Annotated in this window: 15 protein-coding genes; all 15 read right to left on the bottom strand. The window is 38.4% G+C overall.

Translation table 11 applies throughout. The features are described 5' to 3' along the window. Positions 1-260 precede the first annotated feature (260 nt). On the bottom strand, positions 261-971 hold the full coding sequence (locus tag IGI37_RS05390; protein ID WP_438760417.1) for a DivIVA domain-containing protein: 711 nt from the start codon (positions 969-971) through the stop codon (positions 261-263). A gap of 18 nt (positions 972-989) precedes the next feature. Then, entirely contained in the window at positions 990-1,772 is a 783-nt protein-coding gene (locus IGI37_RS05385; RefSeq protein ID WP_438760416.1) for an RNA-binding protein, read from the bottom strand. An 18-nt stretch (positions 1,773-1,790) separates the two neighbouring features. Then, positions 1,791-2,051, bottom strand: a complete 261-nt coding sequence (locus IGI37_RS05380) for a YggT family protein (protein WP_438760415.1) — start codon at positions 2,049-2,051, stop codon at positions 1,791-1,793. Positions 2,052-2,071: 20 nt separating this feature from the next. Continuing rightward, on the bottom strand, positions 2,072-2,680 hold the full coding sequence (locus tag IGI37_RS05375; RefSeq protein WP_438760414.1) for a cell division protein SepF: 609 nt from the start codon (positions 2,678-2,680) through the stop codon (positions 2,072-2,074). Positions 2,681-2,693: 13 nt separating this feature from the next. Next, the gene (locus IGI37_RS05370; RefSeq protein ID WP_438760413.1) at positions 2,694-3,371 is read right to left on the bottom strand and encodes a YggS family pyridoxal phosphate-dependent enzyme; all 678 of its coding nucleotides are present in this window, start codon (positions 3,369-3,371) and stop codon (positions 2,694-2,696) included. Between the two features lie 12 nt (positions 3,372-3,383). Then, positions 3,384-4,625, bottom strand: a complete 1,242-nt coding sequence (gene ftsZ, locus IGI37_RS05365) for a cell division protein FtsZ (protein WP_438760412.1) — start codon at positions 4,623-4,625, stop codon at positions 3,384-3,386. A 22-nt stretch (positions 4,626-4,647) separates the two neighbouring features. Continuing rightward, positions 4,648-5,976: a cell division protein FtsA gene (ftsA, locus tag IGI37_RS05360; RefSeq protein ID WP_438760411.1), complete on the bottom strand. Its 1,329-nt coding sequence runs from the start codon at positions 5,974-5,976 to the stop codon at positions 4,648-4,650. A gap of 152 nt (positions 5,977-6,128) precedes the next feature. Next, positions 6,129-7,217 carry a cell division protein FtsQ/DivIB gene (locus IGI37_RS05355; RefSeq protein WP_438760410.1) on the bottom strand — a complete coding sequence of 363 codons (1,089 nt, stop codon included), beginning with the start codon at positions 7,215-7,217 and terminating at the stop codon, positions 6,129-6,131. A gap of 22 nt (positions 7,218-7,239) precedes the next feature. Next, complete coding sequence (gene murG, locus IGI37_RS05350) at positions 7,240-8,325, bottom strand: undecaprenyldiphospho-muramoylpentapeptide beta-N-acetylglucosaminyltransferase (protein WP_438760409.1); 1,086 nt, start codon at positions 8,323-8,325, stop codon at positions 7,240-7,242. A gap of 16 nt (positions 8,326-8,341) precedes the next feature. Further along, complete coding sequence (gene murD / locus IGI37_RS05345) at positions 8,342-9,709, bottom strand: UDP-N-acetylmuramoyl-L-alanine--D-glutamate ligase (protein ID WP_438760408.1); 1,368 nt, start codon at positions 9,707-9,709, stop codon at positions 8,342-8,344. A 12-nt stretch (positions 9,710-9,721) separates the two neighbouring features. Beyond that, a complete protein-coding gene (gene mraY, locus IGI37_RS05340; protein ID WP_438760407.1) occupies positions 9,722-10,684 on the bottom strand; it encodes a phospho-N-acetylmuramoyl-pentapeptide-transferase in 963 nt (320 codons plus the stop codon). 42 nt (positions 10,685-10,726) lie between these two features. Further along, positions 10,727-12,904 (bottom strand): penicillin-binding transpeptidase domain-containing protein, encoded by a 2,178-nt coding sequence (locus tag IGI37_RS05335; RefSeq protein WP_438760406.1) that lies wholly within the window; start codon positions 12,902-12,904, stop codon positions 10,727-10,729. After that, positions 12,905-13,336: a cell division protein FtsL gene (gene ftsL / locus IGI37_RS05330; protein WP_438760405.1), complete on the bottom strand. Its 432-nt coding sequence runs from the start codon at positions 13,334-13,336 to the stop codon at positions 12,905-12,907. Positions 13,337-13,340: 4 nt separating this feature from the next. After that, the gene (gene rsmH / locus IGI37_RS05325) at positions 13,341-14,303 is read right to left on the bottom strand and encodes a 16S rRNA (cytosine(1402)-N(4))-methyltransferase RsmH (RefSeq protein ID WP_438760404.1); all 963 of its coding nucleotides are present in this window, start codon (positions 14,301-14,303) and stop codon (positions 13,341-13,343) included. Between the two features lie 14 nt (positions 14,304-14,317). Beyond that, on the bottom strand, positions 14,318-14,749 hold the full coding sequence (gene mraZ / locus IGI37_RS05320) for a division/cell wall cluster transcriptional repressor MraZ (protein WP_438760403.1): 432 nt from the start codon (positions 14,747-14,749) through the stop codon (positions 14,318-14,320). Positions 14,750-14,790: the final 41 nt, after the last annotated feature.

Raw genomic sequence — 14,790 nt, 5'->3', positions numbered from 1 at the left:
AGTAAGTCGCTCCTTTATTTAAAAATTTATTTGTTTGTATATAAAAAGACACGTGCATCCCAAGGGACGAACGTGTCGTGGTACCACCCAATTTTAGAACCCGTATTACAGATTCACTTGTGTGATTGCTAACGGAATCACCCGCTATTTCCTACTTACTTCAGAAATAATTACACATAGAGGATCTTTCTGACGATAGGGTCTTACCAAACTCTCACTATCATTGGCTCGCTTAAAGATTATCCGTCAGCTTTTCTGTTCTATTCTTCTTCTGTATCTTCAATTGTTGGTTCAGAGATTTCTGGTTGTCCAACAACTTCTTTTTCATTAATTAATAATTCATCTTCTGAATTAGAGTTTACTTCAGAATCATTTTCATTGTCAAGCTCTTTTGATAAGACTTCTTTAATTACCTCATGACTATCTGTAACAAATGATGAGAATGGTTGTAAGATTTCATCCCACTCAGGGCTCTTCACTTGTTCAAGCTGAGATTCTAGCATCAAGCTTAAACGTTGGTGGAAGACACGTGTTTTTTTCTTCAAGTCATCTGTTTCAGTTGCTAATTGACGAGCTTTCGACGTTGCATCAGTAATAATCTCTTTTGCTTTTGTCTCAGCAGCAATGTTTAATGCATTGGCACGTTTTTCAGCATTTGAAATCAATTCATTCGCTCTGTTTTGAGCAGAAGTCACAATCACTTCTGATTCTTTAGAAGCACTAGTTTTTACTTTATCTGCTGTATCTTGCGCTACAATAATTGATTGATTTAACGCGTCTTTCAACTCGTTAAAGTATTCCAGTTTTTCTTCTGCATGTTTTAATGCTTTTTCAAGCTCGCGATTTTTTTGAATAGCTATCTCATAATCTCTTCCAATTAAATCTAAAAAGTCGTCTACTTCATCAGAATTATACCCTCGCATCTTTGTAGGGAAATTTTTGTTTTGAATGTCTAATGGTGTTAATGCCATTGTGTTCACCTCTTCGTCTTATTTTCGTAAAACTCCCAGCAACAACCGATATTTATCTTTTTTCGTTTTTCCCTCTAACTCCTGAATCTGGATCCGACCAAATCCTCTTACCGAAATAATATCCAGTAAATCCAGAACAAAATCTGGTCGTGTATTTTCAGTCCAGTTAATCTTGACTTTTCCTGCTTCAATTAACTGTTTGGAACGCTGTCGAGAAATGTTATAGACTGTCGAAATCACACTATCTAACCGAAGTGAGCTGACCGTCTCATGTTCTTCTGTCCAGCCATCTTTTGGTATCAAGATGTCCGTATAATTCTTTTCTTCCAAGCGAACAGCCACTTTTCCCATTTTATCCACCTGAATACCAATAAATGAAGCCACACCTTTGTCCAAAAAGACTTGCCAGCGTTCTCCATCAGAAATGATATCACCGAAATATTCTCGTTTAACACCCGAGCCTAATAACGTCCCCAACACTTTCCCATGAGAAAGACTGACGAATTTTTTGGGATAGTTAATCTCTAATAAACTAACTTCAAAATCCTCATCTGTTGGTTCATAGTAGTCAGGATAAATCAGACATCTCTTTCGTTCAGCCGACTCATAACCCCCATAAAACGAAAATTCCAAGTCGCTATCTTGGCGAATCAAGGTTTCCAAAATATAGGCCTGACGCGGGTCTAAGAAATCAGTAAGATAAGGTGCATATTGACTTTGGACCTGTTCAAGCCAATCTCCAATTAAGTCAATAAAAGGGTGCTCATCTACTCGGAAATGTTGATACACATTCGCGTTCACAGATAATCACCCCCTTTATCAAAGAAAAGTACCTATTAAAATGACTAGTCCGTTGCTAGCTAAATTTAAGAGTAGAATAGCGGCCATAATAGTAAAATCTACTGGACCAAAATGTAAATTCATTCGATCGAACAAACTTAAGTAAGGCTCACATAGCCGAGACAATATCTTCCCGATAGTCGATTGATAACCACCAGGAAACCAAGAAAGTAGCGCATAAATGACTAATAATAGCGAATAAAGCTCTACTCCTTTAAGTAATAAATTAGTAAGTGTCATAATAATAGGAATATCCTCCTCTAGAAATCAAAAAACTGAGATTCAGCAATCGATTGTGCCGTTGAGCTATCGATTTCAACATTAGCTGGCGTGCATAAGAAAATCTCATCTCCTACACGTTTGATATCTCCATCTTCTGCATAGACAGTTCCTGTAAGAAAATCAACAATTCTTCGTGCTTGTGTTTCCTCAATTAAATGAAAATTAACAAGAACAGATTCACCTGCTAAAATTCTTTTGGCAATAGTCATTGCTTCAGAATAAACACGTGGTTCGATGATTGTAATTTTATTTGATTGCTTATGTGCATTTGTTTGTTGGCTAGGAGCTGCTCCATTTTGACGCATAGCAACAACTTTTTTCTCTTCTTGTCTGGTCGGCTGTACCGATTTTGTACTACGAAACGGTTGTTGTGCTTCTTTCGTTGTACTTGATGGACGTGCCTCAGATCTAACGTATTCTTTAGATTGAGTATTCACATTTACCTGCTGACGCACAGGTTGTCCTTGTTGTTTTACCTGAGGTCTCTTTTGAACAATCTCAGGTCTTGGTTTTGGTGAATAGTCGTATTCCTCTTCATCTGCCAGACCAAAAAAATTAGCAAGGGCTCCTTTGTTGAATAACGCCATTGTATTTCCTCCTTCACGCATCTTTAAATAATGCTGTTCCGATTCTTATGAATGTTGAGCCTTCTTCAATAGCAATCGGGAAGTCATTACTCATTCCCATACTTAACTCTGTACAAGGTGCATGAGCTAATGTTCGTTGTCTCACATCTTCTTGAAGAATTTTCAATCTACTGAATATATCGTGTAGTTCTTGTTCATTTGCTTCATGAGGGGCCATCGTCATCAAACCGACAATCGTGATTGCTGGATAGTCTCTCAGTTGATCAATAAATGAAAGTAGTTCATCAGGTGAAATGCCATGTTTGGACTCTTCCCCTGAAACATTTACTTCCACAAAACAAGAGATATTTTTCTCTGCACGCTTATTTATTTCAGCGGCTAAAGATACACTATCTAATGCGTGAAAATAATCAATCTCATTTATTATTGATTTTACCTTTCTTCGCTGCAAATTACCAATCAAATGCCACTTTATATGGATCTCATCTTTTAAATTATATTGCTTTTCCAGCAATTTATCTACCCTATTTTCAGCTAAATCGGTAATACCTGCCTCAACAAGAATTCTTGCTGCCTCAGAATCAACTGTTTTTGTAACGGCAATCAGTGTAACTTCCTCAGGTTTTCTATGAGCAAGAGCACACGAATCCCGAACGGCTTGCCTGACTTCCCGCAAGTTATCAGTAATCATGTGCTCCCCCTCCTATCTTTTACGACGGAAGAATGGTGGTGTACTTAATTCATCGTCGTCGTTAGTCTTAACTTCTTCTCTATTAAATGTTTCAAATTCTTTCTTTTCAATAGAATCGAATTGCGTATCTTCAACTTTTGGTCTCACATTTTGTTCTTTGCGGATATCCCAATCACCAAAGCCGTTTTCGTCTTCCAGTTGGACTGGTTTTGAAGATTCCATATCTAGTACAGGTTTTTGTGCAACGGATTGAATTTGAGATTGTCTAGCTGGACGGTTAGACTTTTTTTCTTTTTTTGATGAATCAATTCCTGTCGCAATCACTGTTACACGAATCTCATCACCTAGTTCTTCACTAATTGATGTACCTAAGATGATATTAACATCGCCTGTTGCAGCACTAGAAACAATATCAGAAGCATCTTGTGCTTCAAATAAAGTCATATCTAAGCCACCAGTAATGTTTAGTAGGACTTGTTCCGCGCCATCAATTGATGTTTCAAGTAATGGAGAAGAAATTGCTTTTTTCGTTGCTTCAATAACACGGTCTTCACCGCTAGCAACACCAATTCCCATAAGAGCCGTTCCTTGGTTTTCCATAACTGTCTTCACATCGGCAAAGTCCAAGTTCACGTAGCCAGGTGCAGTGATTAAATCTGAAATCCCTTGTACCCCTTGACGTAATACGTTATCTGCTTCACGGAAGGCTTCTAACATAGGTGTCTTCTTGTCAACAACCTCTAATAAACGGTTATTAGAGATGATTAATAATGTATCGACGTTTTCTTTTAATTGAGCAATACCTTCAGCCGCAAAACGACCGCGTTTTGGTCCTTCAAAGCTAAATGGACGAGTAACAACACCGACAGTTAAAGCACCTAATTCTTTTGCAATTTTGGCAACGATTGGAGCCGCTCCTGTCCCTGTTCCACCACCCATACCAGCAGTGATGAAGACCATATCTGCGCCTTCTAGTGCTTCTTGTAATGCTTGTTCACTTTCTTCAGCGGCCTTTTGACCAACTTCTGGTTGTGAACCAGCACCTAAACCACGTGTGTATTTAGGGCCTAATTGAATCACTGTTTCAGCTTTTGAATATTTAAGTGCTTGAACATCTGTGTTCGTAGCAATAAATTCAACGCCCTTTACGTTTTCTTCGATCATACGGTTTACAGCGTTTCCGCCACCACCACCGACGCCAATGACTTTAATGACTGCGCCGTCGTTAATATTGTTATCTATTGAGAATTCCATATTTTATTCCTCCTGGATTTGATTAATCAAAAATATTCTTAAAGAAATCAGAAATCTTACCTTTAACATTTTCACCAGTTGAATGTTCTTCTTCTGGCACATAATGTTGTTCTTCTGGTTCTTGGTAAGTTGTTTCATAGTTGATATCTTTTGGAGCGGCAACAGATTGTTGAGAGGTAACCACCTTTTCACCTGTTATTGCTGTTTTAGCCAAATGATAAACTTCTGTCAAGTTTGCTGAGTAATCAACAATACTAATCACGTTTGTAAAGACTGGATTACGTAAGCCCATATGATTAGGTACGTAAAGTTTTACATTTGTGTCGAAGATTTCTTGAGCCAAATCAACCACGCCAGGAAGACTCGCTGCACCACCAGTTAAAATAACTCCACCTGGTAAGTCCAAACCATCAATTTCGTCTAAAACTTCTTTTGATTTTCTGAAAATTTGTTCTACACGTGCTTCAATGACTTCAGACAAATAACGTTCATCAATCTTAATTGGTTCAGATTTTCCGATAACATCTACTGGAAACTCTTCGCTAGCAGATGTTCGTTCTGGATAGGCATCCCCGTAATTAATTTTTAAAGCCTCTGCATTATTAAATGAAGTATTTAATACGATAGAAATATCCTTCGTAACAAATTCTCCACCTTCTTGATTCACATGGGTGAATTTCAACTGTTTGTCATGCATGACAGAAGTCGTTGTTTGACCGCCACCCATATCTACCACGATGGTTCCAAAATCTTTTTCACCATCAGTTAAAATAGATTCTGTTAAAGCAAGAGGTGTGATAACTAATTCAGCAACCACTAAACCAGCACGTTCTACACACTTACGAATGTTATGAACGATTGTCTTAGGTCCTGTGAATACAAGGCCAAACATCTCCATACGAACGCCAATCATTCCTCTAGGGTCTTTAATTCCTTCAAACCCATCTACCGTAAACTCTTGCGGTAAGATAGAAACGATTTGTCGTTCTGGAGGTGTTGAGCGAACAAGAGCTGCTGAAGCCACATTACGAACATCTTCATCTGTAATTTCTTTTGATTCACTGTTCACAGCAATCATACCTTGACAGCTTTCGACTTCAAGTAGATTGGCAGGTAACCCCACATTCACGCTTTTAATCTGAATGCCAGCCTTTTCTTCTGCTTGTCTTACTGCTCTTTGTATTGCTTGAACGGTTTTGTCGATATCGACAATAATCCCCCGATTAATTCCTTCTGATTTTGCATTCCCTACACCAATAATATTCATCTGACTGTCAATATATTCAGCAACAACAACTTTTACAGATGTTGTACCAATATCAAGGCCGACATACATACCTGATTTTGCCATGAATGGGATTCCCTCCTACTTACTTTTCCTTATACAAGCGAACAATTTCCGTCCGTGTTAAACTACATATTTTAATTAATACTCACTGTTACCAATTCTAACACAAAATAGGGCTTTTTAGAAAGCAGATTCTCTAATTTCTTCATTGAAATTTATTGATTTGTGTCAGAACTTTCATTCGTTTGCGAATTATTTTCATCCGAGCTTTCATTTTTATAAGGAGAAGAAAAAATTCCAACCTCCATATCGATGATTCCTTTTTCCTTCATCTCTTTGGAAACTTGTGGATAATAAACAATTTGTTGACTCAAATTTGAGATATTCACGAGTATCTGATTGCCGTCATTCATAAATATTTCTAGCAATTCATCGTTATTTTTTCGTGGCGCATATTTAATTTGAGAAATGCTTTTTTGGATTTCTTCAGGAATATTTTTATATTCTTCTAAGAGATCCTTGATTTTCCCTTCATCTGTAAAGTTTTCCAAAATAGGTAAGCTAGCAGTGGGTTTATCGACTTTTTCTTTCACAATCGCGCCATTTTCCATAATTGGATAATACCCCTTTTTCTGTGAAAGTAAGGCAGCTTCTTTATATTCGAAAATTTGGATTTTTAAATTATTTAGACCATCGAGCGTTATCTTTGCAGATTTTACTCTCGGAAAATTTTTCTCAATAGTTTCTTCAGCTACTCCTCTTGCCCAATATTGTTCCCAAAGGCGGTCACCTGAAACGAACTTCGAATCACTTAAAATCTCTTCAGCATTCACATGGTCATTCCCAGAGATCACAACTTTGTTTAGTTTACTCAAAGGAGAGACATAGTATAAGAAAAAAAGTAAAGGAATTATTAAGATACAAATAATCAAAGTAAGTCTTCGATATAAAACCGTATTTCTTTGTTTTTTTAGCTGCGGTAATCGATCTGCAAATGAACCATTGATTGGACCATTTTCGTGTTGTTTAATTTTCAGTGACTCGTCATCATCTTCTACGTTATCTTCAGTCACATCTTCAGAAGTCTCTTCCTCTTCTTCTACTTCATCAGATGGGGTTTCACTTCTACCATCGATTACAGAAGGTTGCCAAGCAGGTCGTTCTCCTTGTTTTTCCATGTAACGCAAATTTTCCTTTTGCCAAGGAGTTAATTCCTCATCTTCTTTTTCAGGTGTCCGCTTCGACAACGATATCTCTTCATTTTCCTCTGTGTTGTCTTCTATCTTCTTTGTAATAGAAGTCACCCCCTCTCAGATATAGTGTTCTTTAAATAATTTCTTTAACCATGTTATATAATCGTTTAGCTGCATCAGGAATTCCTTCCTTTTTGGAGGCCTGTGCCATAGCTTTTTGTTTCGTCTCGTCATTCATGATAGAGTCAACAACTGCGACCAATTTTTCACCAGTCAACTCAGCATCCGCAATCATTTCAACCGCTCCGACATTAACTAGACTTTGCGCATTTTTGGTTTGATGATCATTTGTCACATATGGGCTAGGGATTAGTATAGCCGGTAACCCTAAAGCCGTGAATTCCGCAATCGAAGTTGCCCCAGCGCGCCCCACCAATAATGTTGAATTAACCATCACTTCTGCCATGTCGTGAATATAGGGCTGCACACTAATATTGAGAGCTTGCAGCTGACTACTCTTTTCTGAAACTGCAGGATAATAACGCTCACCAGAAGCATATAAAACTTGATAATCCTTTGTAGCAAAATCTGCCATGGCTTCAACAAATGCTGTATTTATTTTTAGTGCTCCTTGACTTCCCCCAAAGATAAGAACGGTCTTCTTGTTCGGATCCAGTTGATAGTTAGAAAGTATTGGTGATCGTTCTACTGTCACCACTTCTTGCGCTCGTGGGTTCCCTACAAGTGTCACCTTCTCTTTTGGAAAGTAACTTTCAACCCCAGAAAACGAAGTTGCTACTCTGGTGACATACTTACTCAAAAACTTGTTGGTGATTCCAGGCACACTATTTTGTTCATGAACAATTGTTGGAATCTTCATCTTAGCTGCGGCATACACAACCGCCCCAGAAACATACCCACCTGTCCCAATCACAACATCTGGTTGAAAATCCTTCAGAATTTTCTTTGCGGTAAAAACACTTTTTATAAATAAGTGAACTGTCTTCAAATTAGCTGGCGAAAAACTTCTTTTGAACCCTTGGATTTCAATGGTCTCAAACGGAATGCCCTGCTTAGGAACAATTTTATTTTCTAACCCACGTTTGGCCCCAACATACATAAACTCGGCATCAGGCTCGACAGATTTCACATAATTAACGAATGCCAAAGCCGGGTAAATATGTCCGCCAGTCCCACCACCAGTTACTAAAATTTTCATATAATCTCTCACTTTTCTACTTAATCTTCAACTGTTTTACGGCATCCATAAACTTATCGCCACGGACTTCAAAATTTGGGTATTGATCCCAACTAGCATTGGCAGGTGAAAGCAAAATAGCATCTCCAGTCTCACTTAGAGAAAAGGCTAAAGGAACAGCTGTTTCGACATTTTCTGTTTCTTGAACGACTGCGATTCCAGCTTTTTTAGCGGCATCCTTTAGTTTTTCTTTTGTTTCACCAAAGACAATCATCGCTTTGACATCAGTCAACGATGGAGCTAATTCATCAAAGTTGTTGCCTCGATCCAAACCACCTGCTAATAAAATCAGCTTCGAATGATCAAACCCACCAAGGGCCATTTCTGTCGCTAAAATATTGGTCGCTTTTGAATCATTATAAAACTTACGTCCATCAATTTCACCAGCAAACTGTGTTCGATGAGGAACGCCATGAAAATGACTCAATGTGTTTTTGATAGCGTCCGTTGACACACCATGTAGTTTCGCAACAATAATAGCTGCTAAAGCATTTTCGACATTATGAGCACCTGGAACACCAATTGCCTGACTTTCGATAATTGCTTCTTCCTTGTAATATAACCAGCCATCCTTCAGATAGGCTCCATTAGTCACAATCTCTTGTGTCGAAAAAGGAATCACTGTTGCTTTCGTTTTTTCAGCAAGCGCATAGGACTCTTCTTGATTCCAATTCAAAATCAAATAGTCGTCTACTGTCATATTTTCTTGAATTCGCCACTTTGCTTCAACGTATGCCTTGCGACTTCCATGATAATCAAGATGTGCCTCATATAAATTGATAATGAGGGCAATTTTAGGATGAAAGGTCTCAATCCCCATCAATTGAAAGCTTGATAATTCCATCACCATCTCATCCGCAGCGACGGCTTCTTGTGCCACTGAACTTGCTGGATAGCCGATATTTCCCGCTAACCGTGCTTTCCCCGATTGACGTTCAGCATTTAATAGTAGACCAATCATTGTCGTTGTTGTGGTTTTTCCGTTTGTTCCAGTGATACCAACAATCGGACACTCAGCGATTTGGTAAGCCAATTCAATCTCAGTCAAGACCGGAATTTTTAAAGAAATAGCTTTTGCGACCAAGGGATTTTCATACGGAATCCCAGGGTTTTTCACAACGACTGAAAAACCTTCATCTAATAATTCAATTGGATGGCTTCCAGTAATCACCTTAATCCCTAACGTCAATAAATCTTGTGCTTCTGGATTTTCCTCAAATGGTTTGCCGTCATTAACGGTAACAAGTGCGCCCAATTCATGTAACAATTTGGCCGCACTAACTCCACTCTTGGCTAATCCTAGCACAAGAACTTTTTTATTTTGATAATCTGTTATTTTTTTCATCATTGTCATCTCCTACAAAACAATCCATAAAGTGATGATGGAGCAGACAAGACTGACTGCCCAAAAGACACCATCGATTTTCCATTCAGACCAACCACCCATTTCAAAATGATGGTGGATTGGCGACATTCGAAAAATTCGTTTGCCAGTTAATTTGAATGAACTTACTTGCAAAATAACACTTGCCGTCTCACACACATAAATTAAACCGACTAACAACAATGTCCATTCTTGATGAAGTAAAATCGAAATGGCAGCTAGTAGTCCACCTAGAGCTAGTGAACCTACATCCCCCATGAATATTTTTGCAGGTTTGCGATTGTATGGAAAGAACCCAAGTAAACCACCAATCACACTAATACATACAATAAAAATATCAATCTGGTTTTGATACCAAGCAATAATTGCGTATGTTCCAAACGAAATCATGCCTAATCCTGAGACAAGGCCATCAATTCCATCTGTTAGATTCACTGCATTGGAAAAACCAACAAGCCAAAATAACACAAAAGCACCATATAAAATTCCAAGTGGCACTTCAATACCAAATAGATTCAGTGTATTCGTATTGACTTCACTTCTATAGACTAAATAAAGGATACCACCGCCAACAAGTTGACCTATTAGTTTTTGCAATGAAGTCAAACCTAGATTACGTTTTTTGAAGACTTTAATGAAGTCATCTAAAAACCCTAATAAACCATATAAAGCTAAAATAAATAGTAAAATGAATAGGGAAGGAGTCAATTCTTTTTGCCATGCAGCCACCCAAATACTCGTTAAAACACTGGCAATCAAAAAGACTACTCCACCCATTGTCGGTGTGCCTGCTTTGATATTGTGCCATGATGGACCTTCTTCACGAGTTGCCTGTCCGTATTTTTTCATTTGGAAATAACCAATAAACAACGGCATTGCTACTACGGTCATAGCAAAACTACTTGCTATTGGAATTAATATTTGTGTCCATTCCATTCTTCTTCTCCCCTAATTCTACTTAATCAGTTTCTTTTAAATTTAACCTAAGACAAACTTCAACTTATCTGTTGTTACTGTTTCAAACGCAACGATACTTTGTTCTTTACAATAGCCGTCTCCTTCAAAGGTCGCTTCAACACCTAAAATATTGGCTAACTTCATTAAATCAGCTTTCGACCAGCCAGTAACGTCAGGCATAATTTTACTACCATCCGTTAATAAAATCAGTTTTTCTGAAGCTAATAACTCTTCACCATTTGCTGTTGATTGTTTAATAATTTTTTTACCATCACCAATCACGACTGGTGTCAGATTTTTCTTTTGCGCATCTGCAGCTGCAGCGTCAGTCTCTAAGTTTCTATAATCAGGAACTTTAACAGAAGCAATATTTTCATCCGATTCTTCTTCGGTCGTATCTTCTGTAAACTCCATCGCACGCTTCATTAATGGATTGGCAATATTTGGTAAAATTTCGCGATTATAATTCTTCGGTAGTTTCATAGTTAAATATAAGATATACTCGGGGTCTTCAGCAGGAACCATCTCCACAATTGAGTAGAGATAAGAACTATCTCCATCCTTGATGTAACCACCTGTATCCGAAGCAACCTGTGCGGTTCCTGTTTTCGCAGCCACATTATAGCCTGGCACACTATAAAGACCATACGCACTTCCATAATCCGGATTTTCTACTACATCACGCATATATTCACGAACTTTTTGTGTAGCTTCAGCAGTAAACGGATGACCAACGACTTCTTTTTTCGTTACCGTTTCACTATCAGTCTGCGGATCAACCACTTTACTTATATAGTGTGGTTGCAACATGGTGCCATTATTAGCAATTGCTGTAAACCCACGCATCATTTGAAAATTAGTTACGTTAATCGCTTGCCCAAATGAGCTCATGGCTTGGTCGACTACGTTATCTGTCGGTAGAGCACCCGGAGATTCGACTAATCCAGAATGTGTACTTTGACCAAAACCTAACGATTTCAAGTAACGTGGCCAGCTATCATTCAAACGCTGTTCTAGCTTGACCATTCCAACATTACTTGACCAAGAAAGTGCTTGACGCATCGTCAAGACACCTTTTGCACCAAGGTCATGGTCTCTAATCGTCGTATCAACTACTTTTATCTCGCCAGAAGTATATGTCTCATTCTCGTTAAACTTTCCTTCATCTAAAGCCGCTGCTGTGGTAAACAACTTCATGGTAGAGCCTGGCTCATATTGATCCTCGACCAAAAGATTTCGCCAGACTTCAATATCATTAAGATTTTCAGGGTTAAAGGTCGGCCTTTGTCCTAACGAAACAATATCCCCTGTTTTTGCTTGAACCAACATAGCAGTCATACTTTCTGGTTCCGCTTCTTTAAAGCCTTCATCAAGCAAGCTTTCTAACATTGTCTGTAAACGACTATCCAAGGTTGTATAGATATTTTTGCCATCCACAGCTGGTGTTTCTTCCGCAACTGTTCCAGCAAGAGGATTTTGAGCATTATCCTTTTCGAATACTCGCTTGCCGTCTTTTCCTTTTAGAACATCGTCATAAATCAGCTCAATACCTAATTTCCCAACAAGTCCCGTGTCCTCTTCATTAGGAACTGCATAACCAATCAAATGAGAGGAGAAGATTCCATTAGGATACATTCTCGCTGTGTGTTCATCAAAGTAGAGACCTTTCATCTTTTGACTGGCCATCTCATTTTCAATTTTTTGTTTTGTCGCTAGTGTGATATTTTTTCCATAAGAGCCAAACTCAACTTGAACCAATTCATTCTTCAAGCCTTGTTCTAAAATACTGAGTGCGTCACTTTCCTTAATCTTTAGATACTTATGTAAGATTTTAGCGACCGCAGCAAAGTCTTTCTCTTGGACATATAATTTATCTTCTCCAGTAACATAGTTTTTGTCTAACATCGCTCGTATGGAGTAAGACGTCGCATCTTCAGCAATCGGAATACCGTTACGATCATAAATCGTTCCTCGTTTGGCTTTAACAACTTCGCTCCCTTGATACAGAGCCTTTGTCTTAGCCTCTAGGGAGACATCACCTATCCTACCGTTAATAACAATATAAGAGAATCGAGCGACAAATAAAAAGAACAATACAATACTCGTAGCAAATAAAAGAATACCTACTTTTTTGCGATTGTTCATCGGGTTTAATTTTTTTTGTTTTTTTGCTTCCTTGCTCTTGCGTTTACTAGGCATTTACTTCACTTTCCTTAAATTATCATCATTAATCGTCAAGCCTTGTTTTTCAGCGATTTTTTTGACTCTATCTGAGCGAGAGAGTTCATTTTTTTCTTGTTCCAAACGACTAATCTCTGATTTGTTCGTAGTAATAGTTGAAGTCATTCCTGAAATATCTCGTTCAACACTACTGATATTTGTACGTAGTCTGATTGTCATGACAGAAAGACCGATGATTACCGATGCTAAACCAACAACGAGAATTTTTTCTAGATTTGTAAATCGTTTCAAACGTTTAGCAGGAGAAATAGAAATAATCACTTCTTCTTCCACTTCTGGAGCGAATTCAGGCAGTTGATCGATGTTCGGTTCATCATGGAACTCTTCTGTTGGCTCTTCCATGGGAACATAATCATATGAATAATGATGTGCTTTTTTCAATTCAGCCATTGTCCTACTCCTCTTTCAACTTAATTTTTTCTGCTATACGTAGTTTGGCACTACGTGATCGGTTATTTTCTTCTAGTTCTTCCTCTGAAGGAAGGATTGGTTTTCTGTTTACTACTTTTAATTCAGGTTGGAATTCTTCTGGAACCACAGGAAGCCCTTGAGGTAAATCTTTTGGGGTGCTGTATTCCTTGAACATGGTTTTTACAATTCTATCCTCTAGTGAGTGGAAAGTGATGACGCTTATCCGACCATTCATCCCTAACAAATCAATTGCTTGCTCGAGTGAGTCCTCCACGGCACCTAGTTCATCGTTCACTGCAATTCGAATGGCTTGAAACACCCGTTTTGCTGGATGCCCGCCTTTTCTTCTTGCAGGAGCTGGAATGGCTGTCTTAATAATCTCAACCAATTCCTGTGTCGTCTCAATTGGTTTCAACTGTCTCACTCGCTCAATTTCTCGCGCGATTTGTTTTGAAAACTTTTCTTCTCCGTAACGGAAAAAGATTTTAACTAATTGGTGGTAATCATACGTATTCACCAAATCATATGCACTAAATGGTGCATCTTGATCCATTCTCATGTCTAAAGGTGCATCTTGGTGATAACTAAACCCTCTACTTGCTTCATCCAGCTGCGGAGAAGAAACACCCAAATCATATAGGATACCATCCACAGAAAATACAGCTTGTTCAAGTAGTCGTTGTTTTAGTTCTCTAAAGTTACTCTTGATAAAAGTAACTTGCCCTTTTTCTACAAAAGGCGCCAATCTTTTTTTAGCATGATCGATTGCTTGTTGATCTTGATCAAAAGCAAACAGATGACCGTCTTCATTTAGTTGACTCAAAAGATACTCGCTGTGTCCGGCACCGCCTAAGGTACAATCCACGTAAATACCATTTTGTTTCACTTGTAAACCATCAACAGTTTCCTTTAGTAGAACTGTATAATGTTGAAATTCTTCCGTCATCTTATGTCCTCTTTCTACAAGCCGAAATCAATCATAGTCTCAGCAATTTCATCAAAATTTTCTTCTGCCTCTGCTGAGAATTCTTTCCAACGAGCCTCATCCCAAATTTCAATTCGGTTTGAAACGCCGATGATGACACAACCTTTTTCAAGTTGTGCATGTGTGCGTAACGTGCTAGGAATATTAATTCTTCCTTGCTTATCAATCTCGCACTCTGTCGCAGCTGAGTAGAAGAAACGTACAAATGTACGCGCATCTTTTTTGGCAAGTGGCATCTCGCTTAATTTTTCTTCAAGCTTATCCCACTCTGACAAAGGGTATCCAAATAAACAACCATCTAATCCTCTTGTCACCACAAATTTTTCGCCAAGTTTCTCACGAAGTTTTGAGGGAACAATTAGACGGCCTTTTGCATCAATATTATGTTGAAATTCACCCATAAACATTGAAAATCCCCCTTATCCTCCACCAGCTAAAAATAGTCTAC

The sequence above is a fragment of the Enterococcus sp. AZ194 genome, assembly GCF_051713825.1.
Taxonomy (GTDB): domain Bacteria; phylum Bacillota; class Bacilli; order Lactobacillales; family Enterococcaceae; genus Enterococcus_K.
The sequence above is the reverse complement of the archived record's forward strand: the minus strand, read 5'-3'. Positions and strand labels throughout refer to the sequence as shown.